This is a genomic window from Faecalimonas umbilicata (assembly GCF_004346095.1).
Taxonomy (GTDB): domain Bacteria; phylum Bacillota; class Clostridia; order Lachnospirales; family Lachnospiraceae; genus Faecalimonas; species Faecalimonas umbilicata.
Genome location: NZ_SLZV01000015.1, coordinates 36,143 through 62,285 on the forward strand (window position 1 = coordinate 36,143; position 26,143 = coordinate 62,285).

General features: G+C 43.5%; 29 protein-coding genes and 1 riboswitch. All 29 genes read left to right on the plus strand.

The features are described from left to right. Window positions 1–81 precede the first annotated feature (81 nt). The 29 genes from EDD74_RS08120 (at window position 82) to EDD74_RS08260 (ending at window position 26,084) form a co-directional block, all read left to right on the plus strand. Window positions 82–321 (plus strand): AtpZ/AtpI family protein, encoded by a 240-nt coding sequence (locus EDD74_RS08120; protein ID WP_008976922.1) that lies wholly within the window; start codon window positions 82–84, stop codon window positions 319–321. Further along, the gene (locus EDD74_RS08125) at window positions 314–706 is read left to right on the plus strand and encodes a hypothetical protein (protein WP_008976921.1); all 393 of its coding nucleotides are present in this window, start codon (window positions 314–316) and stop codon (window positions 704–706) included. Before EDD74_RS08120 ends, EDD74_RS08125 begins: the two co-directional genes overlap by 8 nt. Window positions 707–720: 14 nt before the next feature. Further along, window positions 721–1,440, plus strand: coding sequence for a F0F1 ATP synthase subunit A (atpB, locus tag EDD74_RS08130; RefSeq protein WP_008976920.1), 720 nt, complete (start codon window positions 721–723; stop codon window positions 1,438–1,440). A gap of 62 nt (window positions 1,441–1,502) precedes the next feature. Continuing rightward, window positions 1,503–1,769: an ATP synthase F0 subunit C gene (gene atpE, locus EDD74_RS08135; RefSeq protein WP_008976919.1), complete on the plus strand. Its 267-nt coding sequence runs from the start codon at window positions 1,503–1,505 to the stop codon at window positions 1,767–1,769. A gap of 72 nt (window positions 1,770–1,841) precedes the next feature. Further along, the gene (gene atpF / locus EDD74_RS08140) at window positions 1,842–2,357 is read left to right on the plus strand and encodes a F0F1 ATP synthase subunit B (RefSeq protein ID WP_008976918.1); all 516 of its coding nucleotides are present in this window, start codon (window positions 1,842–1,844) and stop codon (window positions 2,355–2,357) included. Then, complete coding sequence (gene atpH / locus EDD74_RS08145) at window positions 2,345–2,893, plus strand: ATP synthase F1 subunit delta (protein WP_008976917.1); 549 nt, start codon at window positions 2,345–2,347, stop codon at window positions 2,891–2,893. The genes atpF and atpH overlap by 13 nt, the downstream gene beginning before the upstream one ends. 34 nt (window positions 2,894–2,927) lie before the next feature. After that, window positions 2,928–4,430 carry a F0F1 ATP synthase subunit alpha gene (gene atpA, locus EDD74_RS08150; RefSeq protein WP_008976916.1) on the plus strand — a complete coding sequence of 501 codons (1,503 nt, stop codon included), beginning with the start codon at window positions 2,928–2,930 and terminating at the stop codon, window positions 4,428–4,430. 41 nt (window positions 4,431–4,471) lie between these two features. Next, entirely contained in the window at window positions 4,472–5,344 is an 873-nt protein-coding gene (gene atpG, locus EDD74_RS08155) for an ATP synthase F1 subunit gamma (protein WP_008976915.1), read from the plus strand. Between the two features lie 28 nt (window positions 5,345–5,372). Then, window positions 5,373–6,764, plus strand: a complete 1,392-nt coding sequence (gene atpD / locus EDD74_RS08160) for a F0F1 ATP synthase subunit beta (protein WP_008976914.1) — start codon at window positions 5,373–5,375, stop codon at window positions 6,762–6,764. Between the two features lie 12 nt (window positions 6,765–6,776). Beyond that, window positions 6,777–7,172, plus strand: a complete 396-nt coding sequence (gene atpC, locus EDD74_RS08165) for an ATP synthase F1 subunit epsilon (RefSeq protein ID WP_009263271.1) — start codon at window positions 6,777–6,779, stop codon at window positions 7,170–7,172. Between the two features lie 133 nt (window positions 7,173–7,305). Beyond that, on the plus strand, window positions 7,306–7,746 hold the full coding sequence (locus EDD74_RS08170; RefSeq protein ID WP_009263270.1) for a hypothetical protein: 441 nt from the start codon (window positions 7,306–7,308) through the stop codon (window positions 7,744–7,746). Between the two features lie 499 nt (window positions 7,747–8,245). Further along, on the plus strand, window positions 8,246–9,538 hold the full coding sequence (locus tag EDD74_RS08175; RefSeq protein WP_008976911.1) for a UDP-N-acetylglucosamine 1-carboxyvinyltransferase: 1,293 nt from the start codon (window positions 8,246–8,248) through the stop codon (window positions 9,536–9,538). 265 nt (window positions 9,539–9,803) lie between these two features. Further along, window positions 9,804–10,358 carry a CD3072 family TudS-related putative desulfidase gene (locus EDD74_RS08180; RefSeq protein WP_008976910.1) on the plus strand — a complete coding sequence of 185 codons (555 nt, stop codon included), beginning with the start codon at window positions 9,804–9,806 and terminating at the stop codon, window positions 10,356–10,358. After that, entirely contained in the window at window positions 10,348–11,409 is a 1,062-nt protein-coding gene (locus EDD74_RS08185; RefSeq protein WP_116441558.1) for an ABC transporter ATP-binding protein, read from the plus strand. The genes EDD74_RS08180 and EDD74_RS08185 overlap by 11 nt, the downstream gene beginning before the upstream one ends. Beyond that, window positions 11,409–12,302, plus strand: coding sequence for a carbohydrate ABC transporter permease (locus EDD74_RS08190; RefSeq protein WP_116441557.1), 894 nt, complete (start codon window positions 11,409–11,411; stop codon window positions 12,300–12,302). The genes EDD74_RS08185 and EDD74_RS08190 overlap by 1 nt, the downstream gene beginning before the upstream one ends. Beyond that, the gene (locus tag EDD74_RS08195; protein ID WP_116441556.1) at window positions 12,299–13,126 is read left to right on the plus strand and encodes a carbohydrate ABC transporter permease; all 828 of its coding nucleotides are present in this window, start codon (window positions 12,299–12,301) and stop codon (window positions 13,124–13,126) included. The genes EDD74_RS08190 and EDD74_RS08195 overlap by 4 nt, the downstream gene beginning before the upstream one ends. A 25-nt stretch (window positions 13,127–13,151) precedes the next feature. Further along, on the plus strand, window positions 13,152–14,513 hold the full coding sequence (locus tag EDD74_RS08200) for an ABC transporter substrate-binding protein (RefSeq protein ID WP_008976906.1): 1,362 nt from the start codon (window positions 13,152–13,154) through the stop codon (window positions 14,511–14,513). A gap of 86 nt (window positions 14,514–14,599) precedes the next feature. Next, window positions 14,600–14,697: riboswitch (SAM riboswitch) on the plus strand. Between the two features lie 141 nt (window positions 14,698–14,838). Then, a complete protein-coding gene (gene metK / locus EDD74_RS08205) occupies window positions 14,839–16,026 on the plus strand; it encodes a methionine adenosyltransferase (RefSeq protein WP_008976905.1) in 1,188 nt (395 codons plus the stop codon). Between the two features lie 307 nt (window positions 16,027–16,333). After that, the gene (locus EDD74_RS08210; RefSeq protein ID WP_008976904.1) at window positions 16,334–16,573 is read left to right on the plus strand and encodes a DUF3791 domain-containing protein; all 240 of its coding nucleotides are present in this window, start codon (window positions 16,334–16,336) and stop codon (window positions 16,571–16,573) included. After that, window positions 16,570–17,040 carry a DUF3990 domain-containing protein gene (locus EDD74_RS08215; RefSeq protein ID WP_008976903.1) on the plus strand — a complete coding sequence of 157 codons (471 nt, stop codon included), beginning with the start codon at window positions 16,570–16,572 and terminating at the stop codon, window positions 17,038–17,040. Before EDD74_RS08210 ends, EDD74_RS08215 begins: the two co-directional genes overlap by 4 nt. Beyond that, window positions 17,037–17,264 carry a DUF3791 domain-containing protein gene (locus tag EDD74_RS08220; protein ID WP_008976902.1) on the plus strand — a complete coding sequence of 76 codons (228 nt, stop codon included), beginning with the start codon at window positions 17,037–17,039 and terminating at the stop codon, window positions 17,262–17,264. Before EDD74_RS08215 ends, EDD74_RS08220 begins: the two co-directional genes overlap by 4 nt. 169 nt (window positions 17,265–17,433) lie before the next feature. Beyond that, window positions 17,434–18,930 carry a sensor histidine kinase gene (locus tag EDD74_RS08225; RefSeq protein ID WP_008976901.1) on the plus strand — a complete coding sequence of 499 codons (1,497 nt, stop codon included), beginning with the start codon at window positions 17,434–17,436 and terminating at the stop codon, window positions 18,928–18,930. Continuing rightward, window positions 18,923–19,612, plus strand: a complete 690-nt coding sequence (locus EDD74_RS08230) for a response regulator transcription factor (RefSeq protein WP_008976900.1) — start codon at window positions 18,923–18,925, stop codon at window positions 19,610–19,612. Before EDD74_RS08225 ends, EDD74_RS08230 begins: the two co-directional genes overlap by 8 nt. A gap of 159 nt (window positions 19,613–19,771) precedes the next feature. Continuing rightward, entirely contained in the window at window positions 19,772–21,148 is a 1,377-nt protein-coding gene (locus tag EDD74_RS08235) for a TrkH family potassium uptake protein (protein ID WP_116441555.1), read from the plus strand. A 14-nt stretch (window positions 21,149–21,162) separates the two neighbouring features. Continuing rightward, window positions 21,163–21,813, plus strand: coding sequence for a potassium channel family protein (locus tag EDD74_RS08240; protein WP_008976898.1), 651 nt, complete (start codon window positions 21,163–21,165; stop codon window positions 21,811–21,813). 2 nt (window positions 21,814–21,815) lie between these two features. Then, complete coding sequence (gene rlmB / locus EDD74_RS08245) at window positions 21,816–22,604, plus strand: 23S rRNA (guanosine(2251)-2'-O)-methyltransferase RlmB (RefSeq protein WP_008976897.1); 789 nt, start codon at window positions 21,816–21,818, stop codon at window positions 22,602–22,604. Window positions 22,605–22,925: 321 nt separating this feature from the next. Then, window positions 22,926–23,927 (plus strand): cell wall hydrolase, encoded by a 1,002-nt coding sequence (locus EDD74_RS08250; RefSeq protein ID WP_116441553.1) that lies wholly within the window; start codon window positions 22,926–22,928, stop codon window positions 23,925–23,927. A gap of 212 nt (window positions 23,928–24,139) precedes the next feature. Further along, on the plus strand, window positions 24,140–25,291 hold the full coding sequence (locus tag EDD74_RS08255; protein WP_008976895.1) for a double-cubane-cluster-containing anaerobic reductase: 1,152 nt from the start codon (window positions 24,140–24,142) through the stop codon (window positions 25,289–25,291). Window position 25,292: 1 nt separating this feature from the next. Next, a complete protein-coding gene (locus tag EDD74_RS08260) occupies window positions 25,293–26,084 on the plus strand; it encodes an acyl-CoA dehydratase activase (protein WP_008976894.1) in 792 nt (263 codons plus the stop codon). Window positions 26,085–26,143: the final 59 nt, after the last annotated feature.

Sequence of the window (26,143 nt, forward strand, 5' to 3'; positions counted from 1 at the left end):
TGTAAAAAACCTAGACAAGAACCCTAAAAATGTTATAATAAAAAGGACAGGAAAATATGAATTGAAAGTAGGGATCGAGTTATGAAGTATAAAAGAAGTGTGTATCGTACATTTGCACTTATTACACAGCTTGGATTAAGTATGATCACCCCTATTTTTTTGTGCGTTTTTCTTGCGGTGTTTTTGGAAAAAAAGTTCTCCATTTCACTGTTTATCCCATTGGTGATCATGGGTGTGCTGGCCGGAGGACGCAACACATATTACTTGGCAAAACATGCAAATGAAGATCCAGAAGAGAAAGAGGAACATCAAGATGAATAGTGCAGACAATACAGTGAAGGAACTGGCGGCTGGCATAATTGTATATGGAATTCTGGCACAGATCATCTGTCTGGTCGTGACGGATAATACGTTGTCTGTTGCGGTTGGTCTCTGGATCGGAATTGCAACGGCACTCGGTATGATGATACATATGAAGCGGTCGATCGAGGATGCTCTTGACTTTGGGGAAGAGGGTGCACCGAAGCATATGCGTAAGACATATGTGATCCGTCTTTTTGTTGTTGCAGTCGTATTTGGAGTGACAGCTTACTTTCAGGTAGGCAATATCATTGCGGCGCTGATCGGCGTTATGAGTCTGAAGATCTCGGCGTATCTCCAGCCGTGGACGCACAGAGTATTTGTAAGACTCCAAAAATCTAAGTAAAGGAGGGTGATCATGTGGGAACTGGCTTAGGAATTTTAGCTGCAGACGGACCTGATTTTATGATACACGGGCTTGTCAAATTTCACTTGTTTGGGCAGGAACTGTGGCTGACAACGACACATGTCAGTGTACTGGTTGTGTGCGTACTTCTTATCATTTTTGCACTCATTGTCCGCAGTAAGCTCCGGGATACCGAAGGGGAACCTGGAACATTGCAGAACATTGCAGAGATGGTTGTGGAAGCGCTGGACGGCATGGTAAAAGGCAGCATGGGAAAAAATGGAATCCCTTACCGGAATTATATCGGAACGCTGTTTTTATTCCTGATCGTCAGCAACCTGTCAGGGCTTCTTGGACTTCGTCCACCGACAGCGGATTACGGTGTAACACTTCCACTTGGTGTGATAACGTTTATACTGATCCAGTATAATAACATTCGTTACAACAAGGTCGGAGCATTCACCGGATTGTTTAAACCGCTGCCAATTTTATTCCCGATCAACTTGATCGGTGAGATCGCGGTACCGTTCTCGCTTTCATTGCGTCTGTTCGGAAACGTTGTATCCGGAACAGTTATCATGGGTCTTTTATATGGCCTGTTATCGAAGTTCGCAATCGGATGGCCAGGTATCTTGCACATATACTTTGACATCTTCTCAGGATGTATTCAAACATATGTGTTCTGTATGCTGTCAATGGTATTTATCAATGATAAATTACCGGAAGCAGAATAATCAGCCTCTTAGCAGGCAGGGAAATTTTACGAAAATGAATTGTAAAACAGGAGGAATTTATTATGAGTCAAATTACAAACGAAGCATTAATCTTAGCGTGTTCAGCAATCGGTGCAGGTCTTGCGATGATCGCAGGTATCGGACCTGGTATTGGACAGGGTGTTGCAGCAGGTCATGGTGCATCTGCAGTTGGTAGAAACCCGGGAGCAAAATCAGACATCACATCCACAATGCTTTTAGGACAGGCCGTAGCAGAGACAACAGGTCTTTATGGTCTTGTTATCGCGCTGATCTTATTATTCGCTAACCCATTATTAGGTCAGTTATAAAAAAGAGATTCCGTACAGAAGCAGATTGAAAAACGGAAGAGATGAAAATAATAGAAGGAAGGAGGCTGAACCTTGGAACGTTTATTTAACCTGGATGCACAACTGCTGTTCGATGCGTGTACACTTGCAATTGCGATGTTCGTACTTTTCACACTGTTGTCCTACCTGTTATTTGAACCGGTCAGAAAGATGCTTGATGAGCGTAAGAGACGGGTAAAGGAAGAACAGGATACTGCAAAGAAAGAGAGAGCAGATGCTGTCGTATTCAAAGAAGAATATGAGACAAAGTTAAAAGAAGTGGACAAAGAAGCGCAGGTCATCCTGAGCGAAGCCCGCAAGAAAGCGATGAAGACAGAGTCACAGATTGTTGCAGAAGCGAAAGAAGAGGCAGCCCGTATTATAGCGCGTGCAAACGCAGAGGTTGAATTAGAGAAGAAACGTGCATTGGATGAGATGAAGCAGGAGATGGTAGCAATTGCTTCTCTTATGGCAGGAAAAGTCGTAAAGGCTTCGATCGATACAAATGTACAGGAAAGTCTAATCGATGAAACATTAAAAGAAATGGGTGAACGTACATGGCTAAGTTAGTTTCTAAAACATATGGTGATGCATTGTTTGCCGTTGCTGTTGAGGAGAACAAGATGGATCTGTTCTTCACAGAGGTTCAGGATGTGCTGGAAGTTTTACGCACAAACGAAGAACTGAGCAGATTAATGAATCATCCGAAGATCATCAAAGAAGATAAAGTGAAGATCATCGAAGAAACATTCGGCGGTCATGTATCCCGCGAGATCATTGGACTGATGACATTATTGATCACAAAAGGTCATTACCCGGATACAGTGTCCGTATTTGAATACTTTATCGGACTTGTAAAGGAAGAAAAGAAGATCGGTATCGCAAATGTGACGACAGCTTTTGCGCTGAGCGACAAACAGAAAAGTGATATCGAGAAACGTCTGCTTGAGACAACACAGTATGAGACATTTGAGATGAATTACGATGTTGATGAAAGTCTGATCGGAGGCATGGTGATCCGTATCAAAGACCGTGTTGTGGACAGCAGTATTAAGACGAAGCTCTATGAATTATCAAAACAGTTGAGAAAGATCCAGATTCACTAGAGCGCAAAAAATAGAAGGAAGGTGGATTCGCTCCATGAATTTAAAACCAGAAGAAATCAGCTCTGTCATTAAAGAACAGATTAAAAGATATGCATCAGAGTTAGAAGTATCTGATGTTGGAACGGTTATTCAGGTAGCCGATGGTATCGCGCGTATCCACGGACTGGAAAATGCAATGCAGGGAGAGTTGTTAGAGTTCCCTGGAGAAGTATATGGTATGGTATTGAACCTTGAAGAAGACAACGTTGGTGCGGTTCTCTTAGGTGATAACAGAAACATCAACGAAGGTGATACTGTAAAGACAACAGGCCGTGTAGTAGAAGTGCCGGTCGGTGATTGCATGTTAGGCCGTGTAGTAAACGCGTTAGGTCAGCCAATCGATGGAAAAGGACCGATTCAGGCAACATCTTTCCGCCAGATCGAAAGAGTTGCTTCCGGAGTTATCTCTCGTAAATCCGTAGATACTCCATTACAGACAGGTATCAAAGCGATCGACTCCATGGTGCCGATCGGAAGAGGACAGCGTGAGTTGATCATTGGTGACAGACAGACCGGTAAGACAGCGATCGCAGTCGACACAATTATCAATCAGAAAGGTCAGGGCGTAAAATGTATCTACGTTGCGATCGGACAGAAAGCATCTACTGTTGCAAATATCGTTCAGACTTTTGAAGAACATGGTGCAATGGATTATACAACAGTCGTTGCATCTACAGCAAGTGAGCTGGCACCTCTTCAGTACATCGCACCATATGCAGGATGTGCGATCGGTGAAGAATGGATGGAAAATGGAGAGGACGTTCTCGTAGTATACGATGATTTGTCCAAACATGCGACAGCTTACCGTACACTCTCCTTACTGCTCCGTCGTCCACCAGGACGTGAGGCTTATCCGGGAGATGTATTCTATCTGCACTCTAGATTGTTAGAGAGAGCAGCAAGATTATCTGACAAATTAGGCGGAGGTTCTCTGACAGCACTTCCGATCATTGAGACACAGGCAGGTGACGTATCTGCATACATCCCTACAAATGTTATCTCTATCACAGATGGTCAGATCTTCCTCGAGACAGAGATGTTCAATGCTGGTTTCAGACCGGCGATCAACCCGGGTATTTCCGTATCCCGTGTTGGAGGTTCTGCACAGATCAAAGCGATGAAAAAGATCGCAGGACCGATCCGTATCGACCTTGCACAGTATCGTGAGCTTGCTTCTTTCGCACAGTTCGGTTCTGAGCTTGATGCAGATACGACAGAACGTCTTGCACAGGGTGCCCGCATCAAAGAGATGTTAAAGCAGCCACAGTATCAGCCAATGCCGGTAGAATACCAGGTTATCATCATTTATGCGGCAACACAGAAACATCTGCTGGATATTCCGGTAGAAGATGTGCTTCGTTTTGAAAAAGGACTGTTTGAATTTATTCAGACAAAATATCCGGAAATTCCAGAAGCAATCCGTACAGAAAAAGTAATTTCTGACAAGACAGAAGAAGCACTTGTAAAAGCAATCAATGAATTTAAAGCAGAATTTTAGTGCGGTAGCGATTACCATTCAGGTGAGAGGAGAACTATATCATGGCATCAATGAGAGAGATTAAAAGACGTCGAAGCAGTGTGCAGAGTACACAGCAGATTACAAAAGCCATGAAACTTATTTCTACTGTAAAGCTGCAAAAAGCAAGAACCCGCGCGGAAAATTCAAAAGCATATTTCGAATGCATGTATGCGACGGTGACTTCCATGCTTGCAAAAGCAGGAAACATTGAGCATCCATACTTGCAGAAGAGCGACTCTAAGAAAGTCGGAATCGTAGTTGTGACATCAAACAGAGGTCTTGCAGGCGGATACAATTCTAATATCGTGAAACTGATTACTGGAAGTGGAATCGAGAAAGAAAATATCCGTCTGTATACGGTCGGACATAAAGGTGCAGAAGCATTGGAGAGAAAGGGATATGAGATCGTGGAAGATTTCTCTGACGTGATCGAAGAACCTTCTTACAGTGATGCACAGGCGATCAGCAAAAGACTTCTGACTGATTTTGCGGCAGGGGAGATCGGTGAGATCTATGTGGCATACACATTCTTCAAGAATACTGTAAGTCATATTCCGACACTTACAAAATTACTTCCGGTAGACACCGCTGCAATCGCAGAGGAGGAAAAAGAGGGAGAAAGTTCTGTGGACAAACTGACACTGATGAACTTTGAGCCTGAGGAGGAAGTGGCAGTCGGACTGCTTGTTCCAAAATATATGACAAGCATTCTCTACGGAGCCTTTGTAGAGGCCGTTGCAAGTGAAAATGGTGCGCGTATGCAGGCGATGGATTCTGCGACAAACAACGCAGAAGAGATCATCGAAGACCTGGCATTGAAATATAACAGAGCCCGTCAGGGTGCGATCACTCAGGAACTGACTGAGATCATCGCGGGTGCAGAGGCATTGTAGTATTGGAAAACAGATTAGGAGTGAAAAGATGGCAGAGAGAAATATAGGTAAAATCACTCAGATCATCGGCGCGGTATTGGACGTAAAATACGCCGAGGGCCAGCTTCCTGAGATTAACGAAGCGATTGAGATCACAAGATCCAATGGCGAAAAGTTAGTTGTAGAAGTTGCGCAGCATCTGGGAGATGATACAGTAAGATGTATCGCCATGGGTCCGACAGACGGACTTGTGCGCGGAATGGATGCGGTTGCGACAGGTGCGCCGATCACAGTACCGGTTGGAGAACATACATTAGGACGTATCTTCAACGTACTTGGAGAAGCAATCGATGAGAAACCGGCTCCGACAGACGTGGAATATGAACCGATTCATAGAAAAGCGCCTACATTCGAGGAGCAGGCAACCGAAGCAGAAATGCTGGAAACTGGTATCAAAGTAATCGATTTACTTTGTCCATATCAGAAAGGTGGTAAGATCGGACTGTTCGGTGGTGCCGGTGTAGGTAAAACAGTATTGATCCAGGAACTTATCACAAACATTGCAACAGAGCATGGTGGATATTCTGTATTTACAGGTGTAGGAGAGAGAACCCGTGAAGGAAATGACCTCTACTACGAAATGACAGAATCAGGAGTTATCAATAAGACAGCCATGGTATTCGGACAGATGAATGAGCCACCTGGAGCTCGTATGAGAGTTGGTCTGACAGGTCTGACAATGGCAGAGTATTTCCGTGACAAAGGTGGAAAGGACGTACTTCTGTTTATCGATAACATCTTCCGTTTCACACAGGCAGGTTCAGAGGTATCAGCGCTTCTTGGACGTATGCCTTCAGCCGTAGGTTACCAGCCTACACTTCAGACAGAGATGGGAGCTCTTCAGGAACGTATCACATCTACAAAGAACGGTTCTATCACATCCGTTCAGGCTGTATACGTACCTGCCGATGACTTGACTGACCCGGCTCCGGCTACGACATTCGCCCATCTGGATGCGAAAGTCGTACTTTCCCGTGCGATCACAGAGCTTGGTATTTACCCGGCGGTAGATCCACTGGAGTCTTCATCAAGAATGCTTGATCCACATATCGTAGGCGAAGAGCACTATAATGTAGCCCGCGGTGTGCAGGAAATTCTTCAGAAATACAAAGAATTACAGGATATCATCGCAATGCTTGGTATGGATGAGCTTTCCGAAGACGATAAGCTTACTGTATCCCGTGCGAGAAAGATCCAGAGATTCTTATCACAGCCGTTCTTCGTTGCGACACAGTTCACAGGATTTGAAGGACGTTATGTACCGATCAGTGAGACTGTTCAGGGATTCAAGGAGATCCTCGAAGGAAAACACGATGATATTCCGGAAGGTTACTTCCTGAACGCAGGAAATATTGATGACGTACTTGCTCGCGTGAAGTAGGAGGGAGTTCCTATGGCAGAGAGATTTGAATTGAAGATCATCTCTCCGGATGAAGTATTCTACGAAGGCGAGGGGACATTCCTCGAATTTGTATCGGTCGAAGGAGAGATGGGTGTATATCAGAACCATATTCCGCTTACAACGATCTTAGAGCCTTGCGTTATGAAGATCCACAATGAATCGGAAGTGAAGAAAGCAGCAATCCTCGGTGGATTTGTTGAGATTCAGAAGGATAAGATCACGGTACTTGCAGAAGATGCACAGTGGCCGGAGGAGATTGACGTAGAGCGTGCAAAGAAAGCGGAAGAGCGTGCAAAAGAGAGACTTGCAAAGAAGGACGGAATTGACATACTCCGTGCAGAAGTCGCATTAAAGAAAGCGATTGCAAGGCAGAACGCAGTAAAATAACAAAGATTGACGAAACAGAATACGTTCTGAATGAGAGTAGATTTCATTCAGAACGTATTTTTTTGTATTTTTCACGCTTTGGATATTTTTTCATATAGTAAATTAGATGAAACAGGAAAGCGCAGGTATTTTTATGGATTATCGGTTACCATATTATATGGCATATCCTATGCCGCTTCAGTATGATGACGAAAGAATTGAACGCTACGATTTTGAGTATATGAAAAGTATGTATCCACAGACGGCAAAAAAGGTTCTGCCTTATGTAGAGGATGAGTGCGACCGGATGGAATATGAGGGGAGCATGATGTATGATGAATATCCTGACCAGCTTCAGCTCCGTTTGATGTGCAGGCGGGTATATGACAGAATGATGCGGGAAGAAAAAGAGGAACTGGAGATGGCAGATGAAGAAGATGTGGAACAGCAGTATCTGCAGATGGGGCGTCAGCAAAACGGAAGAAATCGGAGGGATAGAGATCAACATCTCAGGGAAATTATTGAGATTCTGTTATTCCAGGAATTGTTTAAGAGGAGAAGTGATCACAGAAAAAGAGGGAGAAGATACTATTAAAGTGCAGATGAAAATTGTATGCTGAAACATAGAAGAAAAAATTTTTCCTCGGCTGTCTGCGGACGAATGTGCGGCGTGCAAGAAAGATGAGCGGGACATGAGAACAAGTGTGCGCTGGACGGAGAGACAAAAATATGGTAAAATACTATAGAGATGCGGGACAAAACGAGAAAATGAAAATTTTAGAAACCGTTCCGGTATCGTATATTTGGAGAGTTCTTTTGACATGATAAGTATTAAGCAGAAAAAAGAGTGACAAAGAAGAGGCAAATTTCGGGGCTGAAAACAGAAGGACTGGGCGTCGGACCGATCAGAGAGAATGAAAATTGTTTTACAAATAAGAAATATGTGCTATAATACTCCGTGGACTAAAAAGAAATTACAGGTTATTGTCCCATAGATAAGAGATAGGGATTCGACAGTTAGGATGGCAGAAGGGGCGATAACGATCACTTGAAAATCAGATGAAGTAAAATAAATGGAACAATAGAGGTGCGATATGGAGCAATATATAATCAAGGGCGGCAGTCCGCTCGTAGGTGAAGTGGAGATTGGCGGCGCAAAGAATGCAGCACTTGCAATTCTTGCAGCAGCGATTATGACGGATGAGACTGTGACAATTGACAATCTACCAGATGTAAATGATATTAATGTACTTTTAGAGGCGATGGAGGGCATCGGAGCCCAGATCCAGAGAGTTGACAGACATACAGTGAAGATTAACGGAAGCACAATCGGTGATTTTAGCATAGACTATGACTACATCAAGAAGATCAGGGCTTCCTACTATTTACTTGGGGCTCTGCTCGGGAAGTACAATAAGGCAGAGGTTGCGCTTCCGGGAGGATGTAATATCGGTAGCAGACCAATTGATCAGCATCTGAAAGGATTCCGTGCGCTCGGTGCAGAAGTTGAGATTGAACATGGAAAGATTCTTGCAGAAGCAGAGACACTGAAAGGTACACATCTTTACTTTGACGTAGTATCCGTAGGTGCAACGATCAATGTTATGATGGCAGCGGCGATGGCAGATGGACTGACCATTCTTGAGAACGTTGCGAAGGAACCACATGTCGTTGACGTAGCGAATTTCCTGAACAGCATGGGAGCCAACATCAAGGGAGCAGGAACTGATGTGATCAAGATCCGTGGTGTGCAGAAGCTTCACAAGACAGAATATTCTATTATTCCGGATCAGATCGAAGCAGGAACATTTATGTTTGCAGCCGCAGCGACAAAGGGAGACATCACAGTATTAAATGTAATTCCAAAGCATCTTGAGGCAACGATTTCTAAATTAGAGGAGATGGGATGCCAGGTAGAAGAATTTGACGATGCAGTCAGAGTTGTGGCAAACAAGCGCTTAAAAAGCACACAGGTGAAGACACTTCCATATCCGGGATTCCCGACCGACATGCAGCCACAGATTGGCGTGACGTTAGCTCTGTCAAAAGGGACAAGTATCATTACAGAGAGTATTTTTGAAAATCGCTTTAAATATCTAGATGAACTTGCAAGAATGGGAGCTGTCATCAAAGTAGAAGGAAATTCTGCAACGATTGAAGGAGTAGAAAAATTCTCAGGTGCTCGTGTCAGCGCACCGGATTTAAGAGCAGGAGCGGCGCTTGTGATTGCAGGACTTGCGACGGATGGAATCACGATCGTAGATGATATTGTCTACATCCAGAGAGGATATGAACAGTTTGAGAAGAAACTGCAGGGGCTTGGTGCGATGATTGAGAAAGTCGCAAGCGAAAAAGAGATCCAGAAGTTTAAACTGAAAGTAGGATAAGGACTATTTCAAATAAAAAATAAATACAGATCATACAGCAGTGAAAAGCAGCCTGCCAGAGCAGATCGGTCGAGGAGACCGGGTGTTTTGGCAGGCTGTTTATTTTGGTTCTTTGTAAAGTGAAATTTATAGATAGTATAAATAAGCATTATAGAAATAAACAATTTTTCATCCATAAGGTTCCATGTTATAGTGAAGGTTAAAGAAAATCGGAGAAACTTTTCTTTGCAGTATACAAAATATGGAAAGAAAGAGGATACGAGGGATGAAAAACAAGAAGAAACTACTTTTAGTCAGCCATTGCATTCTAAATGTGCGTGCTAAGATTCAGTATGCAGTGGAGTTTGAAACGGAGGAGGAGAGAAACAGGAAAGCATTTTTGAAAAAAGTGATTGAGGAGGATATTCAGCTGATGCAATTACCGTGCCCGGAATTTTTGATGTACGGTGGAAGACGGTGGGGACATTCCTCGGAACAGTTTGATAATCCTTTTTTCAGAAGACAGGCGAGAAAGATGTTAGAGGATATTGTGCTTCAAGTGAAGGAGTATCAAAACTGTGCAGAGCGGGTGGAAGTGCTTGGAGTAGTAGGAATCAACGGCAGTCCGAGTTGTGGGATCGGATACACTTTCTCTGCGGATTGGGGAGGAGAGTTATCTTCACAACCGAATCTGGAAGCATATCTGAAAAAAGGAGAGCGGAAAGAAGCGATGGGAATCTTTATGCAGGTGCTGAAAGAGATGTTGGAAGAAGAAGGAATCATTCTTCGGATGGTTCCGCTGACAGAGAGGACACTGGAGGAACTGGAAGATGAGAATTAGACTGGAGAATCTTACTAAACGGTATCAGGAAGTGACTGCAGTAGATCACTTGAATTTGGAAATTGAGGATGGAGATCTTGTCTGTCTGCTTGGACCGAGTGGATGTGGGAAAAGCACGACTTTATCGATCATCGCCGGGCTGGAGCAGGCAACAGAAGGAGCTATTTATTTTGATGAGGAAAATGTCGGAGGACTGGAGGCGGAAGAGCGGGACATTGGAATGGTGTTTCAGGATTATGCGCTCTATCCTCATATGACTGTGCAGGAAAATATGGCATTTCCTCTGAAAATGCAAGGATGGAAGAAAAAAGACCGGATAGAAAAAGTAAAAGAAGCGGCTAAAATGCTTCAGATTGAAGAATACTTGAAGAGAAAGCCGGGGAAATTATCGGGTGGACAGCAGCAGAGAGTTGCGATTGCGCGTGCCATCGTAAAGAATCCAAAGATCTTACTTTTAGATGAGCCATTGTCAAATCTGGATGCAAGACTTCGCATTGAACTGCGAGATGAGATCCGGCGTGTGCAGAAACAACTGGGGATCACGACTATTTTTGTGACACATGATCAGGAAGAGGCGCTTAGTATCTCGGATAAGATTCTTTTGATGGAGAAAGGAAAGATCAGTCAGTATTCTTCTCCAAAAGAGATGTATATGGAGCCGCAAAATGTGTTTGCGGCGAAATTTCTTGGAAATCCACCAATGAACTTTGTTCCGGGAGAAAAAGTAGAGGATGGAATCAGTCTGCTGCTAGGTGATGAGAATATGACCGTGAAAAAAGGAACAATACACGAGGCAGGAGAACTGAAAGGAAGTGTTTGTGTTGGTATCCGTCCGGAGGCATTAGAGTTGTGCAGTACAGAGGAAGAAGAAGCGATTTCGGGAGTGATCACCGGAATACAGACACTTGGAAAAGATATGTACATTCATTTCCGAGCAGGTGAACAGATGCTGACGGCCTGCGTCGGATGGGAAAAGACATTTTCAGAAGGGGAACGTGTGTCATTTCGTGTCAAGCGGCTTCATTTGTTCCCATGGGAGGATGACAGATAATGAAGAGAAAATGGAAAATCAGAAATCCACAGTTTCGGGCATTTCTGTATTTGCTGCCTGCACTTTCTGTCATAGCAGTCTTTCAATTTTATCCAGTGCTGAAGTCTTTTTTTATGGGGTTTTATACGAAATTTGATTATCTGACAGATACGGTGGAAGCAGTCGGTCTCGACAATTTTCTCTACGTATTGAAAGATCCGGAGTTTGCTCTTGCTATGAAAAATACGGCAGTATTTGCGGTGATCTCGGTACCGCTTGGAATCATTACGGCATTGGTATTTGCCCTGATTTTAAATTCCAATATCCGGTTTCAGAAATTTTTTAGAAGTGCATATTTTCTTCCATTTGTCACATCGATGACCGCAGTGGCTGTTGTGTGGCGGTGGATGCTCAACAAAGACTATGGAATGGTCAATGCACTTCTCTCAGTGCTTGGGATGCCAAAAGTAGCGTGGCTTACAGATGCGCAGATGACTATCCCGATCTTGATTGTATTAAGTGTGTGGAAAGGGCTTGGCTATAAAATTATTATTTTGCTGGCTGCACTTCAAGGGGTAGATGAAAGATATGTGAAGGCAGGACGGATGGATGGCGCAGGGTCATTTAGAAGGATCTGCTATATTATTCTTCCAATTTTAAGACCGACGATTTTATTCTTATCTGTGACATCACTGATCGGAGCTTTTAAGATCTTTGATGAAGTTTATATCATGTACGGGCAGAAACCGGGGCCGCTTCAGAGCGGGCTTACGATTGTCTATTATATTTTTGATAAGTTTTACAGACACTGGGAGTTTACTACCGCATCGGCGGCAGCATTTCTTCTGTTTCTTGTGATTTTATTTTTTACGTTGCTCCAGTTTCTGTTTTCGTCAGAAAGGAGGAAGTCATGAGAAAAGGGAAAAAGATGGTGACAGTTCTGTCCTATGTCATTCTGGCTGCGGGACTTTTGTGGGTCAGCCTTCCGTTTGTCTGGATGGTTCTGACAGCATTTAAGTCGGCAAAGGAAGTATTATCGATGCCACCAAAATGGATCCCATCTGTCTGGCAGTGGGAAAATTTCAAGATGGCATTGCAGCAAGTACCGTATGCCAGATATTTTTTCAACAGTGTGTTTACAGCAGTGATGGTGACGGTGGGGGAAGTATTTACAACAGTACTTGCGGCCTATGCATTTGCATATATTCCATTCCAGTTTAAAAATGCTCTGTTTTTGGTTCTTGTAGCGACCATGATGGTTCCGGGAGAAATTCTGATGATCCCTAATTATATTACACTGAGCAACTGGGGATGGATTGACAGTTATAAGGCGCTGATCATTCCCTGGTGTGCAAGTATTTTTTCGATATTTTTACTGAAGCAGCAGTTTGAGAGCATTCCGATTTCTTATTATAAATCGGCGAAGATTAATGGTTGCTCGGAATTGCGATTTTTATTTACTATTTTAATTCCGTGTTCCGTACCGACACTTGCATCGATTGCTATTTTAAAATTCATTAACTGCTGGAATTCTTACATGTGGCCTCTGATCACAACAAATTCAGAGGAGATGCGGACACTTCCGGTAGGAATGGCAGCATTTTCAACCGAGGCGGGAACAAGATATCATATTTTAATGGCCTTTTCGATCCTGGTGATTGCGCCGGTGATCATTTTATATTTATTTACACAAAAATATATTGTGAAAGGGGTAAGCAAATCAGGACTGAAAGGATAAAACGAAAAGAGAGAGGAAAAGAAAGATGAAGAAAAAAGTATTGGCGGCACTTCTTTGCACGACGATGGCAGCATCTATGCTGACCGCATGTGGAGGGGAGAAAAAAGAAACGGAGAAGAAAGAAGAGACGAAAACAGAGTCGTCAACAGAGAAAAAAACAGACACAAAAGTGACGGAAAAAACAGAGATTACATTCTGGCATGCGATGTCAGGATCTAATGAGGAGGCAATCCAGAAAATTACAGATGATTTTATGGAGCAGAATGAAAATGTATCCGTAAAATTAGTGAATCAGGGAGGATACATGGATCTGTTTGACAAATTGATGGCCTCTGCAAAGGCAGATCAGCTCCCAACAATGACACAGATTTATTCCAACAGATTATCCTGGTATGTTTCCAAAGGGCTTGTGGCAGATCTGACACCATATATGGAAGATGAACAGACAGGATTTACTGAGGAAGACCTTGCAGATATTCCGGAGATGTTCCTTGCAGATGGAATCTGGGATGGAAAACAGTATGCAATCCCGTTTAACAAAAGTCAGATGGTTTTATATTACAATGAAACTATGTTCGAAGAAGCTGGTGTAGAAGTTCCAAAGACATGGGACGAGTGGACAGCGGCAGCTGAGAAACTGACGGTAGACGAGGACAAGGACGGCGAACCGGAAGTGTATGGATGTGTATTTGCAAATAACCTTTCCACAGATATTGCACCGTGGCTGAAGCAGGCAGGTGGAAGTACGATGAATGAAGAAACAAATGAATTGTATTTTGACACACCGGAGACAAAGGAGGCAATCGAATTTTTAAATGGTATGTTCCAGGCAAAGACAGCAAGATTTGCCGGAGATGATGAAAATGCAAATGTTCCGGTGCAGGATGGACGTGCTGCGATGTGCGTAGCTTCTACATCCGCACTGCCATACATAGAAGAAGGAACGATGGAAGGTATTACTATCAATGCCGCAGCGCTTCCAGGACATAAGACAGATGATCAGCTGTATTACGGAACAAATGTGGCAGTATTTGATTCTGCAACAGACATGCAGAAACAAGCTGCATGGGAGTATATTAAATTCCTGACAAATACAGAAAATACAGCATATTTTGCGGCAGAGACAGGATATATTCCAGTGCGTGTATCTGCACAGGAGGATCCGGTGTTCGCAAAAGTACTCGAGGAAAAACCGATCAAACAACTTTCGTTGGAATGCTTTGACAAAGGTTTCCAGGGAACAAGAAATATCGGCGGCAAGAATGCGTTAGATGAACTTGGAAAACAGCTTGATCTTGTATTCAGCGGAGAAAAAGGAATTGACGAAGCGCTCAAAGATGCCCAGACAAACGGAGAGCAGGCAATGAAAGAGGCACAGAGTAACTAGAAAAGTTTTCTCAAAAAGACTCTTGACGGTCCTGTCAATCAGTGTTATGATTTCTAACGGAACAAGAACAGAATAATAGAAACTTTCTCTTATTCAGAGCAGTGGAGATACAAAGGATCTGTGAAGCTGCGGCAACCCCGTGAACGGAAGGTGCCAGCCTGAGCGAGTAATCGAACAATAAGAGGATTGATTTATGAGTATAAAGCAGTCCGAATGTTGTCGGGCTGCTGTTTTTATCTCAGAGAGTTTTGATAAATGACTTTTTATCAGAGAAAGAAAGAACAGTCCGGCGAAAGAGAAAGAGAAAAAAGAAAGGAACGTACGAATGGAAAAATTATTATTTACTTCAGAATCAGTAACCGAAGGTCATCCGGATAAGATCTGTGACCAGATTTCAGATGCTGTGTTAGATGCGCTGATGGAGCAGGATCCGATGAGCCGTGTGGCATGTGAGACAGCGATCACAACAGGACTTGTCCTTGTTATGGGTGAGATTACAACAAATGCATATGTAGATATTCAGAAAATTGTAAGAGATACTGTGGATCAGATTGGATACAACAGAGGAAAATACGGATTCGATGCACATACTTGTGGTGTGATCACAGCAATCGATGAGCAGTCTTCTGACATTGCAATGGGTGTAGATAAAGCCTTAGAAGCAAAAGAAAACAAAATGTCAGACGAGGAGATCGATGCAATTGGAGCAGGAGATCAGGGAATGATGTTCGGATATGCTTCGGATGAGACAGAAGAATTGATGCCATATCCAATCGCGCTGGCACACAAGCTGACATTGCAGCTGACAAAAGTCCGCAAAGATGGAACACTTTCTTACCTCAGACCAGATGGTAAGAGCCAGGTGACAGTAGAGTACAACGAAGAGGGAATTCCGGTGCGTCTTGATGCGGTTGTATTATCTACACAGCATGATCCGGATGTAACTCAGGAACAGATTCATGAAGATATTAAGAAATATGTATTTGATCCGGTACTTCCGCAGGAGATGGTAGATGCGCAGACAAAATTCTTCATCAACCCGACAGGAAGATTCGTAATCGGTGGACCACACGGAGACAGTGGTGTGACAGGACGTAAGATCATCGTAGATACTTACGGCGGAATGGCACGTCACGGCGGTGGAGCATTTTCCGGAAAAGACTGTACAAAGGTAGACCGGTCTGCAGCATATGCAGCACGTTATGTTGCAAAGAACATCGTTGCAGCAGGAATCGCAAAGAAATGTGAGATCCAGCTTTCTTATGCAATCGGGGTGGCTCATCCGACATCGATCATGGTAGATACATTCGGAACCGGAAAACTTTCTAACGAGAAGTTAGTAGAGATCATCCGTGAGAACTTTGATTTAAGACCGGCAGGAATCATCAAAATGTTAGATCTTCGCCGTCCGATCTACAAGCAGACAGCAGCTTATGGACACTTTGGACGTAACGACTTAGATCTTCCATGGGAAAAACTGGATAAAGCAGAAGCATTAAAGAAATATTTATAAGAGACTTCGATCATCAGATGAGAAGGATAGCTGCTCCACAGATAAGAGAAAATCTGTGGAGCAGTTTTGCGTTTAAGTAAAGTTTAGAACCGAAATAACAGAGTTGAATTTCGTGAATCAGAAAACAAAAGTTGTCGGATGAATAAGATGTTAGTATAATAAAAATAATAAAGTTGCGGTCATTAGAAAAAAGACTAGAGGCGGAACCAGAAGAGCAAAGAGAATTCTATGAAGTGGTCGGTGATTTTTCACTTTAAAGAACAGAAAAAAGTGATTTTTTAAAATGGTCATAAAGGAGAGAGTGTTTATGATGACGAATGAAGAAATAAAAAATTTCAGTGAACTGGAGTTTGCTGTGTTTTGTATTGAAAATGTTGCGGCAAAGTTGGGTGTGGATGCGGAACGTGTCTATCAGGCATTTACGGAGAAAAGTGATATTCTGAATGGTTATATTGTGCCGGAATATGAAACGCTGCATACCCAGAGTCGGGAATATATTGTAGACGACCTCCTTGATGTGATGAAAGAAAGGAAGGTGGAAGTATGATTCTCTATCACGGTTCTTTTTTGGAGATTGTACAGCCGGATTTGGTTCATTCCCGTTCTAATGTAGACTTTGGGCGTGGCTTTTATGTCACACCGCTGCATGAGCAAGCTGTGAAGTGGTGTGGTAAGTTCAAACGTCGTGGAAAAGATGGCATTATCTCTCGGTATGAATATGATGAAAACCGGGAAATCGAATTGAAAACACTGAAATTTGATTCTTATTCTGAGGAATGGCTGGATTTCATTCTGAATTGCCGTGCAGGAAAAGATTCGACAGATTACGACCTTGTTGTGGGAGGGGTTGCCAATGATAAGGTATTCAATACAGTGGAACTATTTTTTGACGGACTGATTGATAAGACGGAAGCTATCAACCGCCTGCGTTATGAAAAGCCAAATCTGCAAATTTGTTTCCGTACAGAGAAATCACTGTCTCTATTACATTTTGAAGGGAGTGAAAGACTATGACAGCGAATCCGATTTTACTTCAGAAAAAATATAGCCGTGTCATCGAATGTTTTGCAAAAAAGCAGGGACTTTCACTCGATGCAGCGTTGAAATCCTTTTATTATTCTGAGACCTACCAGTTGATCCGTGACGGTGTATCTGATATGCACTGCATGAGCGATGCGTATCTGGCAGAAGAACTGGAGCAGGAATATATTGGGAAAATGACGGATAAGTGTCGTTGAAATACCGGGATTAAAAACGGCGATGCGCTTGCCGTTGTTATGCCAGGGTTTACAAAAATTTTATAAATGTTTATAGGTGTTTTGGTGTATTTAACAAGGTGGCATGATATAATAATGAAGTCAGATTGAGACAAGCATAGAAAGTATATAGAACAAGAGGTTGGACACGATGAAATTAAAAACACGACTGGTCATTGCTTTTATGACGATCATTATTTTGCCGGTGCTCTTGACGAGTGCCGTATTTTGTGGATTCGCACAACTTCAGATTCGTTCGATTGAGAAGACATATGGAATTACAGGAACCACCTATGAAGCACTGTTAAATAGTGTGCAGGTGCCGAGCCGGATTACGAAAGAGGCATATCATGAGCTGGAGAGGGCAGCGGATAAGGATCCGGAGAAGCTGGAAGATGCTTCTTATCTGGAGCAGTTTAACCAGAGGCTTCGTCAGAAAGGATCCTATCTTCTTGTGAGAAAGGATGATATTATCGTATATATGGGAGAAGATCCGCAGAAGACGGAGGCGGTGATCCCGGATTTACCGGCTTATGAAGAATACAATGCAGATTCCGAGAATGGTGTATATATTGGCGGAGAAGCACAGGTACTTGTAAAGCAGGTGGATTTTGTCAGTGATGACAAGAACAAGTGCAGTGCATTTATTGTAACAGATGTGACGAGCATGCTGCCGGAAGTATCACAATTCTTAAAAGACATTCTTGTGGCGGTCATTGTGATCCTTGTCATTACCGGAGCGCTGCTTGTTGTCTGGATTTACAGAGGAATCAAGATTCCGCTTGTGAAGATGCAGAAAGCAACGAAGAATATTAAAGAAGGGAATTTAGATTTCCGACTGATTCCGGATACCGATGATGAACTCGGACAGCTTTGTCAGGATTTTGAGGAGATGCGGAAGCGGCTGAAAGACAATGCGGAGGAGAAGCTTGCCTATGATAAGGAGAGCAAGGAGCTGATCAGTAATATTTCCCACGACTTGAAGACACCAATCACAGCGATCAAGGGATATGTAGAAGGAATTATGGATGGTGTTGCAGATACACCTGAGAAGATGGAGAAGTATATCCGGACGATTTATAATAAGGCAAATGAGATGGATCTTCTGATCAATGAACTGACACTTTACTCTAAGATTGATACGAATCGAATTCCATACAACTTTACAACACTGTCAGTCAATGAATATTTTGATGACTGTGCAGAAGATCTGAAGTTGGAACTGGAGCAGAGAGATGTCGAGTTTGGATATTTCAATTATGTAGAGGAAGATATCCGCATCATCGGCGATGCCGAGCAGTTAAAGCGAGTCATCAACAATATTGTGACGAATTCTTTGAAATATATGGATAAGAAGCGGGCGCGGATTAACTTGCGGGTGAAGGACGTCGGTGATTTTATTCAGGTGGAATTGGAGGACAATGGGAAAGGAATTGCCGCCAAAGATCTGCCGAATATTTTTGATCGTTTTTACCGGACAGATGCATCGAGAAATTCTTCTAAGGGCGGAAGCGGTATTGGACTTTCGATTGTGAAGAAGATCATCGAGGAGCATGGCGGCAAGATTTGGGCGACAAGCAGAGAAGGGACAGGGACGGTCATGTATTTTGTAATCAGAAAATATCAGGAGGTACCGGTAAATGAGTAGAATATTAATCGTAGAAGATGAAGAAACGATTGCAGATCTGGAGAGAGATTATCTAGAACTGAGCGGGTTCGAGGTAGAAGTTGCAAATGATGGGGAGACGGGGCTTGAGAAGGCGTTGACGGACCAGTTTGATCTGGTGATCCTTGACCTGATGCTTCCGGGAGTGGATGGATTTGAAATCTGCAGAGAAGTACGTCAGAAGAAAAATACACCGATCATTATGGTCTCTGCCAAAAAGGATGATATCGATAAGATCCGAGGACTTGGGCTTGGCGCAGATGATTATATGACAAAGCCGTTTAGTCCGAGCGAACTTGTGGCGAGAGTCAAAGCGCATCTTGCAAGATATGAGCGTTTGATCGGAAGCAATGTACAGACAAATGATATTATTGAGATCCGTGGCTTAAAGATTGATACGACAGCGAGAAGAGTGTGGGTCAATGGAGAAGAGAAGGCATTTACGACGAAGGAATTTGATCTTCTGACGTTTCTTGCAGGGCATCCGAATCACGTATATACAAAGGATGAATTATTCAGTGAGATTTGGGATATGGAATCGATCGGGGATATTGCGACTGTGACAGTTCATATTAAGAAGATTCGGGAGAAGATTGAGTACGATACTTCCAAACCGCAGTATATTGAGACAATCTGGGGTGTGGGGTACCGATTTAAAGTATAAGAGAAGAAAAGAAGGGCCGCAGTCCGGAAATAAGGGCTGTCGGCAGCGTGAGGGGTTCCTGTGCCGTTGGTACAGGGATTCTTTTTTTAGGACTGTTATCTTTTCGGGAAGTGTAGTATAATTGATTCAAAAAGCATAAAGGGAGAAAAGTGAAAGAAAATGTTTAAGTGGAAAGAAAAAAGTGTAAGATTAAGCACGATGCAGATGCTTGCAGCAGGCTTCTTGCTCGTGATCGTGATCGGCGGAATACTTCTATGGCTTCCGATCTGCAATCAGGAGCCGATTGCATTTACAGACGCACTTTTTACATCGACATCGGCAGTTTGTGTGACCGGGCTTATGACAGTTGTTCCGGCGGCGCAGTTTACGCTTCTTGGCAAGGTAGTATTGCTTGTTCTGATACAGATTGGAGGACTTGGTGTAGTCGCAGTATCGACATTTTTTCTTGTTGTGATCGGAAGGAAGATCACGGTAAAAGAGCGAGTGATGATTCAGGAAACGTATAACATGGAGTCTTTATCAGGTATGGTGAAATGGATCTTGCGGATTCTGAAGGGAACCTTCGTCGTAGAAGGAATTGGAGCAATCTTTTTTGCATTTCAGTTTATTCCGGAGTATGGATTTTTGAAAGGAATCTGGTATAGTGTGTTTCACTCTATCTCAGCATTTTGCAATGCGGGAATTGATATATTAGGGGCAGATAGTTTTGCGGCATATGCAAGAAATCCGCTGATCAATCTGACAACGATGATATTGATCGTTGCAGGAGGTATCGGTTATACCGTGTGGTTTGACATCACTGATAATATTAGAAACTTTCGCAAAAAGGGTGAGAGAAGACGTGGAATGTTTAGGATTTTAACCTTGAACTCCAAGGTTGCACTGACGATGACGGCAATTCTGATTGTGACAGGTACAGTCAGCTTTCTGTTTCTAGAATTTTCTAACCCGGATACGCTTGGAGAATTTTCTTTTGGAGACAAGGTGATGGGAGCGGCATTTCAGTCAGTGACAACGAGGACGGCCGGATTCTTTACCGTGCCGCAGGGAGATCTAAGAGAAGAATCGGTGTTCATTTCCTGCCTTCTGATGTTTATCGGAGGCTCCCCGGCCGGTACCGCCGGAGGGGTGAAGACGACAACGATTGCAATGTTATTCCTTACAGCGGTTACTGTCGTAAAAGGAAATAAGGACACGGAGTGCTTTGGAAGAAGAATTCCGGAAGAAAATATTCGGACGGGGATTTCGGTTATGCTGATGTCTTTTACAATCTTGATGATAGGGACTATAGCCGTTTCAGTGATAGAATCTGCGGGATTTCTTGATATTTTGTTTGAGACGACCTCGGCAATTGGAACAGTAGGTCTTTCCACGGGGCTGACTCCGGCGCTTCACACCGCAAGTAAATTTGTGATTATGATCTTAATGTATGCAGGGCGGATCGGACCGGTTACAATGGCGCTGGCATTCGGATTGAAGAGAAATCCGATGAGCCAGGTGAGACAGCTGCCGGCGAAACGTCTGATGATCGGATAGGGGGATAAGAAAATATGAAAAAGCAATATGCAGTATTTGGACTTGGAAAATTTGGTTCCAGTGTGGCAGTGACATTGGAGAAACTCGGATGCGAAGTGATCGCAGTAGATATTGCGGAAGAAAAAGTACAAGAGATCGCAGATCAGGTATCTTACGCAATGCGCGCGGATCTGCATGACACGGGAGTGATCCAGTCTCTGGGACTTCGCAATCTGGATGGTGCAGTCGTGGCGATTGCCGATAACATGGAATCTAGTATTATGGCTACGATTTTGTCAAAAGAGGCAGGGATTCCGTATGTGCTTGCAAAGGCGCAGGACGAGCTTCATGCATCCATCTTAAAAAGGGTCGGTGCAGATGCGATTGTATTTCCAGAGATGGAGATGGGAAGAAGAGTTGCCAAAAATCTTGTCTCCACAAATTTTGCAGATTGGATCGAGCTATCACCGGATTATAGTATCGTAGAGACAAGGGTTCCGGAAAAATGGATCGGGAAGACTTTGCGTGAGCTTCGCATCCGTGAGCGCTATGGATTTAATGTAGTCGGTATTAAAAAGGATGAGAAAGTTGATGTCAATGTAAGGCCGGAGATGCCGCTGGAAGAAGGAACTATTATGATTTTCATCGGAAGTAATGAAATGTTGAATAAATACAAAGGGGAATAAGTATGATTACAAGCACGTCAAATGCGAGAGTGAAGGAACTGGTGCAGCTTCAGAAAAAAAGCAAAGTGCGGAACGAGCAGGGAGTCTTTCTTGTGGAAGGAGTTAAGATGTACCAGGAGATTCCACAGGAGCAGCTTGTGAAAGTCTATGTATCCGAGACATTTGCAGACAAACAGAAAGAAGAAATCAACAGGCTGAAAGACAGAAGGAAGTTAGAATATCTGTCAGATCATGTTTTTCAATATGTTTCTGATACAAAGACACCACAGGGAATCCTCTGTGTCGTACGCCAGTCCGCTTACTGTCTGGAGGATATTTTAGAGGCAGAAGATGCACATCTTCTTGTTTTGGACAACCTTCAGGATCCAGGGAATCTTGGAACGATTCTGCGAACAGCAGAGGGAGCGGGGGTGACAGGAATCATCATCAGCAAGGAGAGTGTGGATATTTATAATCCGAAAGTTATCCGCTCAACGATGGGTTCTATTTACCGTGTTCCGTTTGTCTATGTGGAAGATTTAAAAGAAGCGATCGCAAAAGTAAAGGCGCACGGTATTTTTACATATGCCGCACATCTTGATGGGAAAAATAGTTACGACAAGGAAGACTATACGAAAAAGACGGCATTTTTGATTGGAAATGAGGGAAACGGACTTCGAAAGGAAATCGCAGATTTGGCAGACACATGGATCCGCATTCCTATGCAGGGGCAGGTAGAATCATTAAATGCAGCGATTGCCACATCTGTGCTGATGTTCGAGACTGCGAGACAGAGAAGAAATCAGGGGTAAACAAAGAAATAAAGATGGACAAAGAGTATCATTAAAAAGTAAAAAGGATAGCAGTTGATTTTGGGGAAGCACCAAAAGATCAGCTGCTTTTTTTGTCCAGAAAAATCATTTGATATCGTGCGGGAGACGGAGAAAAAAGAAGGTGACCTTTGGAAGGAGAAAATTTCCAGAGCGGAAAAGTTGACAAATGAAAGAAAAGCTGTTAGGATGTTCCTACAAACAAAATGTAACAAGTTTGTAACAAATGTAATAAAAATGAATTAAAAGAGTATAATATAATTAACTTTTAATTCGTTTTATTGCAAAATCAGGAGGAAAAGTATGAGAAAAGAGAATAAGAGGATGCTGGCAGTAGTTTTGTCTGCGGTTTGTGTGCTCACAGCTGCAGGAATGGACGGAAGTATATCTGTGGCATCAACTGAAACTCGGCAGACTGACAGTATAGAGAAAACACAAACAATTTCATCGGCATTGGCATCAGCGCTGGAGCAGATACCGGAGGTCGCAGCAGTTGCAGTATCCACGCAGGAATGGCATCAAAAGGCAGTATCCAACGTGGATGGGGAGACTGATGTACTGCTTGCGGGAGAAGAAGGAAGCGAAGTTGTTGGAAAACTATACCACAACACAATTGTAGATGTGGAAGAAAAAGGGGTTGCATGGACAAGAGTTTCCGCAGATGAGGTGAACGGATATGTGAAGAGCGATTCCCTTGCATTTGGAACGGATGCAGTCAGAAGGGCAGATCAGGTGTGTCCGGTTGTAGAAAAGCCGATGGAAGACAATGGAGCAATTGTACGGACAAGGGAGTCTGAACCAGCGAAAACGTTAGCGCAGATTGAAGAAGAACAAAGAGCGGCAGCGCAGGCGGCGGAAGAGGCAAGAAAAGCAGAGGAAGCAAAAAAGAAAGCAGAGGAAGAGGCGGCAGCAGCGCAGGCGCAGCAGCAGGCACAAGAAGCACAGGCTTCCCAGCAAGCGGTGACAGCGGCCACCAGCGGGGAGCAGGCATTGCTGGCAGCGTTGATCTTCTGTGAGGCCGGGGGAGAGCCGTATGAAGGTCAGGTTGCAGTAGGGGCTGTTGTTATGAACCGTGTAAGAAGCGGCATTTTCCCGAACTCAATTACAGAGGTCATTTATCAGAGCGGACAGTTTGGTCCGGCAATTACCGGGAAGCTGGATGCGGTACTTGCCGATGGGCGGACAACGGCAAGTTGCTATCAGGCGGCGGCAGATGCCCTCGCAGGAGCTAATCCGATCGGGGAGGCGCTTTATTTTGGAAATGGCGATTACGGACAGTTGATCGGAAATCACTGGTTCCACTAAAAAAGAAAATAGGGAGTAAAAAAATGTCTGGAGTTCTGCAGGGGATGTGAAAACATCGAAAACGCAGCATTCCAGACATTTTTTATAAGTCATAGATTTCGCAGATAATCTTATAGGAAACATCTATAATATTATAAAAAATAGCAATTTGACTTCGTTTTAAAACGACTATATCATCATAAGTAAAGGTCGAAATATGGAGGAAAACTAACATGGAAGTGATTAAAGAATTACCAGAAGTATTTGAAGAGTTTGCCGAGCAGCGCAAAAACTCATTTCTTGCTATGAAGCAGTTAAAAGATAAGGGAATCCCGGTAGTCGGCGCATATTGTACATATTTTCCAAAGGAAATCGCAACGGCTATGGGAGCAGCGACAGTTGGATTATGTTCCACGTCAGATGAGACGATTACAGAGGCAGAGAAAGATCTTCCGAAAAACTTATGTCCGCTGATCAAATCCAGCTATGGATTTGCGAAAGCAGATAAATGTCCGTTTTTCTATTTTTCAGATGTAGTTGTCGGAGAGACGACTTGTGATGGAAAAAAGAAGATGTATGAATATATGTCAGAGTTTAAAGATGTATTTCTGATGGAACTGCCGAACACACAGAGTGAGGAAGCGCTGAAATTGTGGAAGAGCGAGATCATCCGTTTCAAAGAATATTTAGAGAAGAAATTTGAAGTGACGATCACGGAGGACGATATCCGCAAGGCAATTCATGAAGAAAACAAGGTCCGCAAGTCTTTAAAGAGATTTTATGAAGTGATGAAACATGATCCGGCGCCGATTACAGGTATGGATCAGTTTAAGGTACTCTATGGAAGTGGCTTCAAATTCGACAGAACAGCGATCCCGGCAGAGGTGGACGGAATTGTTGAAAAAATCGAGAGAGAATATGCAGAAGGAAAGATGTTAAACAAGAGACCTAGAATTCTTTTGACTGGATGTCCGGTAGGGGGAGCAAGCGAGAAGGTGATCAAAGCAATCGAAGAGAATGGCGGTGTCGTTGTGACTTACGAGAACTGCAGTGGTGCAAAATCTATCGATAAGCTGGTGGATGAGGAGAATCCGGATGTATACGATGCACTTGCAAGAAGATACATTGATATCGGATGTTCTGTAATGACACCGAACCCAAACAGACTGGAATTGTTAGATCGTCTGATCGATGAGTACAAAGTAGACGGAGTTGTAGAGATGACACTTCAGGCATGTCATACATATAATGTGGAGACACTGGGAATCCGCCGTTTTGTCAATGAGAAGAAGGGAATTCCTTATATTAATGTAGAGACAGACTATTCTCAGGCAGACATCGGTCAGCTCAATACAAGAATCACAGCATTCCTGGAGATGCTGTAACATGTCAGAAGAGGTAAGAAACGTGAATTATGTAGGGATTGATATTGGCTCCACCGCATCGAAGGTAGTAGTAAGAGGGACATCCGATATGCAGTTTGTGCTTCCTACGGGGTGGAGCAGCAAGGAAACAACGCAGACGATCAAAGAGAAATTAAAGGAAAATGATGTGGATGTCCTGGGAGATGAGACGAAAGTCGTTGCGACCGGGTATGGCCGGATTGCAGTAGATTTTGCCGACTATGTGATCACGGAGATCACCTGCCATGCAAGGGGCGGAAGAGAATTGGCGGGAGGAGACTGTACGGTCATTGATGTCGGAGGTCAGGACACGAAAGTCATACTGATCGAGAACGGAATGGTACAGGATTTTCTGATGAATGATAAGTGCTCAGCAGGAACCGGAAAGTTTTTGGAAATCATGGCAAACAGGCTTGGTGTGACACTGCAGGAACTTTTTGATCTGGCAGAAAAGGGAACCGTGCTCCCGATCAGTTCTCTCTGTACTGTTTTCGCGGAATCAGAAGTTATCAATTATATTGGAGAAGGCAGAAGCAGGGAGGATATCGCAGCAGGTGTTGTGGACTCTGTTGTGACGAAGGTAGCGCAGCTTGCTATGCGAAAGGCAATGACAGATCGTGTCATCCTGACAGGAGGGCTGAGTCACAGCGCATATTTTACAAGACGCCTTTCTGAGCAGATTGGAAAGAACGTGGAGTCGACTGCAGATGGAAGGTATGCGGGGGCGCTGGGCGCAGCGATCCTTGCAGAAGAAAAATCAAGAAGAGGGAGATAGAGGAGTACCGGTTTTTACGGAAAAGCAAGTACGTTATTAAAAGGAAGAGAGGAAATAAG

What these genes read in the sequence shown, in the direction of transcription:
- EDD74_RS08195 (WP_116441556.1), top strand. Translation starts at nt 12,299, where the DNA reads ATGAGAAAAGGGAAAAAGATGGTGACAGTTCTGTCCTATGTCATTCTG.
- EDD74_RS08235 (WP_116441555.1), top strand. Translation starts at nt 19,772, where the DNA reads ATGTTTAAGTGGAAAGAAAAAAGTGTAAGATTAAGCACGATGCAGATG.
- EDD74_RS08250 (WP_116441553.1), top strand. Translation starts at nt 22,926, where the DNA reads ATGAGAAAAGAGAATAAGAGGATGCTGGCAGTAGTTTTGTCTGCGGTT.
- EDD74_RS08255 (WP_008976895.1), top strand. Translation starts at nt 24,140, where the DNA reads ATGGAAGTGATTAAAGAATTACCAGAAGTATTTGAAGAGTTTGCCGAG.
- atpH (WP_008976917.1), top strand. Translation starts at nt 2,345, where the DNA reads ATGGCTAAGTTAGTTTCTAAAACATATGGTGATGCATTGTTTGCCGTT.
- metK (WP_008976905.1), top strand. Translation starts at nt 14,839, where the DNA reads ATGGAAAAATTATTATTTACTTCAGAATCAGTAACCGAAGGTCATCCG.
- EDD74_RS08125 (WP_008976921.1), top strand. Translation starts at nt 314, where the DNA reads ATGAATAGTGCAGACAATACAGTGAAGGAACTGGCGGCTGGCATAATT.
- atpE (WP_008976919.1), top strand. Translation starts at nt 1,503, where the DNA reads ATGAGTCAAATTACAAACGAAGCATTAATCTTAGCGTGTTCAGCAATC.
- EDD74_RS08210 (WP_008976904.1), top strand. Translation starts at nt 16,334, where the DNA reads ATGATGACGAATGAAGAAATAAAAAATTTCAGTGAACTGGAGTTTGCT.
- EDD74_RS08240 (WP_008976898.1), top strand. Translation starts at nt 21,163, where the DNA reads ATGAAAAAGCAATATGCAGTATTTGGACTTGGAAAATTTGGTTCCAGT.
- EDD74_RS08180 (WP_008976910.1), top strand. Translation starts at nt 9,804, where the DNA reads ATGAAAAACAAGAAGAAACTACTTTTAGTCAGCCATTGCATTCTAAAT.
- EDD74_RS08170 (WP_009263270.1), top strand. Translation starts at nt 7,306, where the DNA reads ATGGATTATCGGTTACCATATTATATGGCATATCCTATGCCGCTTCAG.
- atpA (WP_008976916.1), top strand. Translation starts at nt 2,928, where the DNA reads ATGAATTTAAAACCAGAAGAAATCAGCTCTGTCATTAAAGAACAGATT.
- EDD74_RS08260 (WP_008976894.1), top strand. Translation starts at nt 25,293, where the DNA reads ATGTCAGAAGAGGTAAGAAACGTGAATTATGTAGGGATTGATATTGGC.
- atpG (WP_008976915.1), top strand. Translation starts at nt 4,472, where the DNA reads ATGGCATCAATGAGAGAGATTAAAAGACGTCGAAGCAGTGTGCAGAGT.
- EDD74_RS08215 (WP_008976903.1), top strand. Translation starts at nt 16,570, where the DNA reads ATGATTCTCTATCACGGTTCTTTTTTGGAGATTGTACAGCCGGATTTG.
- EDD74_RS08190 (WP_116441557.1), top strand. Translation starts at nt 11,409, where the DNA reads ATGAAGAGAAAATGGAAAATCAGAAATCCACAGTTTCGGGCATTTCTG.
- atpC (WP_009263271.1), top strand. Translation starts at nt 6,777, where the DNA reads ATGGCAGAGAGATTTGAATTGAAGATCATCTCTCCGGATGAAGTATTC.
- rlmB (WP_008976897.1), top strand. Translation starts at nt 21,816, where the DNA reads ATGATTACAAGCACGTCAAATGCGAGAGTGAAGGAACTGGTGCAGCTT.
- atpD (WP_008976914.1), top strand. Translation starts at nt 5,373, where the DNA reads ATGGCAGAGAGAAATATAGGTAAAATCACTCAGATCATCGGCGCGGTA.
- EDD74_RS08225 (WP_008976901.1), top strand. Translation starts at nt 17,434, where the DNA reads ATGAAATTAAAAACACGACTGGTCATTGCTTTTATGACGATCATTATT.
- EDD74_RS08230 (WP_008976900.1), top strand. Translation starts at nt 18,923, where the DNA reads ATGAGTAGAATATTAATCGTAGAAGATGAAGAAACGATTGCAGATCTG.
- EDD74_RS08175 (WP_008976911.1), top strand. Translation starts at nt 8,246, where the DNA reads ATGGAGCAATATATAATCAAGGGCGGCAGTCCGCTCGTAGGTGAAGTG.
- EDD74_RS08220 (WP_008976902.1), top strand. Translation starts at nt 17,037, where the DNA reads ATGACAGCGAATCCGATTTTACTTCAGAAAAAATATAGCCGTGTCATC.
- EDD74_RS08200 (WP_008976906.1), top strand. Translation starts at nt 13,152, where the DNA reads ATGAAGAAAAAAGTATTGGCGGCACTTCTTTGCACGACGATGGCAGCA.
- EDD74_RS08185 (WP_116441558.1), top strand. Translation starts at nt 10,348, where the DNA reads ATGAGAATTAGACTGGAGAATCTTACTAAACGGTATCAGGAAGTGACT.
- EDD74_RS08120 (WP_008976922.1), top strand. Translation starts at nt 82, where the DNA reads ATGAAGTATAAAAGAAGTGTGTATCGTACATTTGCACTTATTACACAG.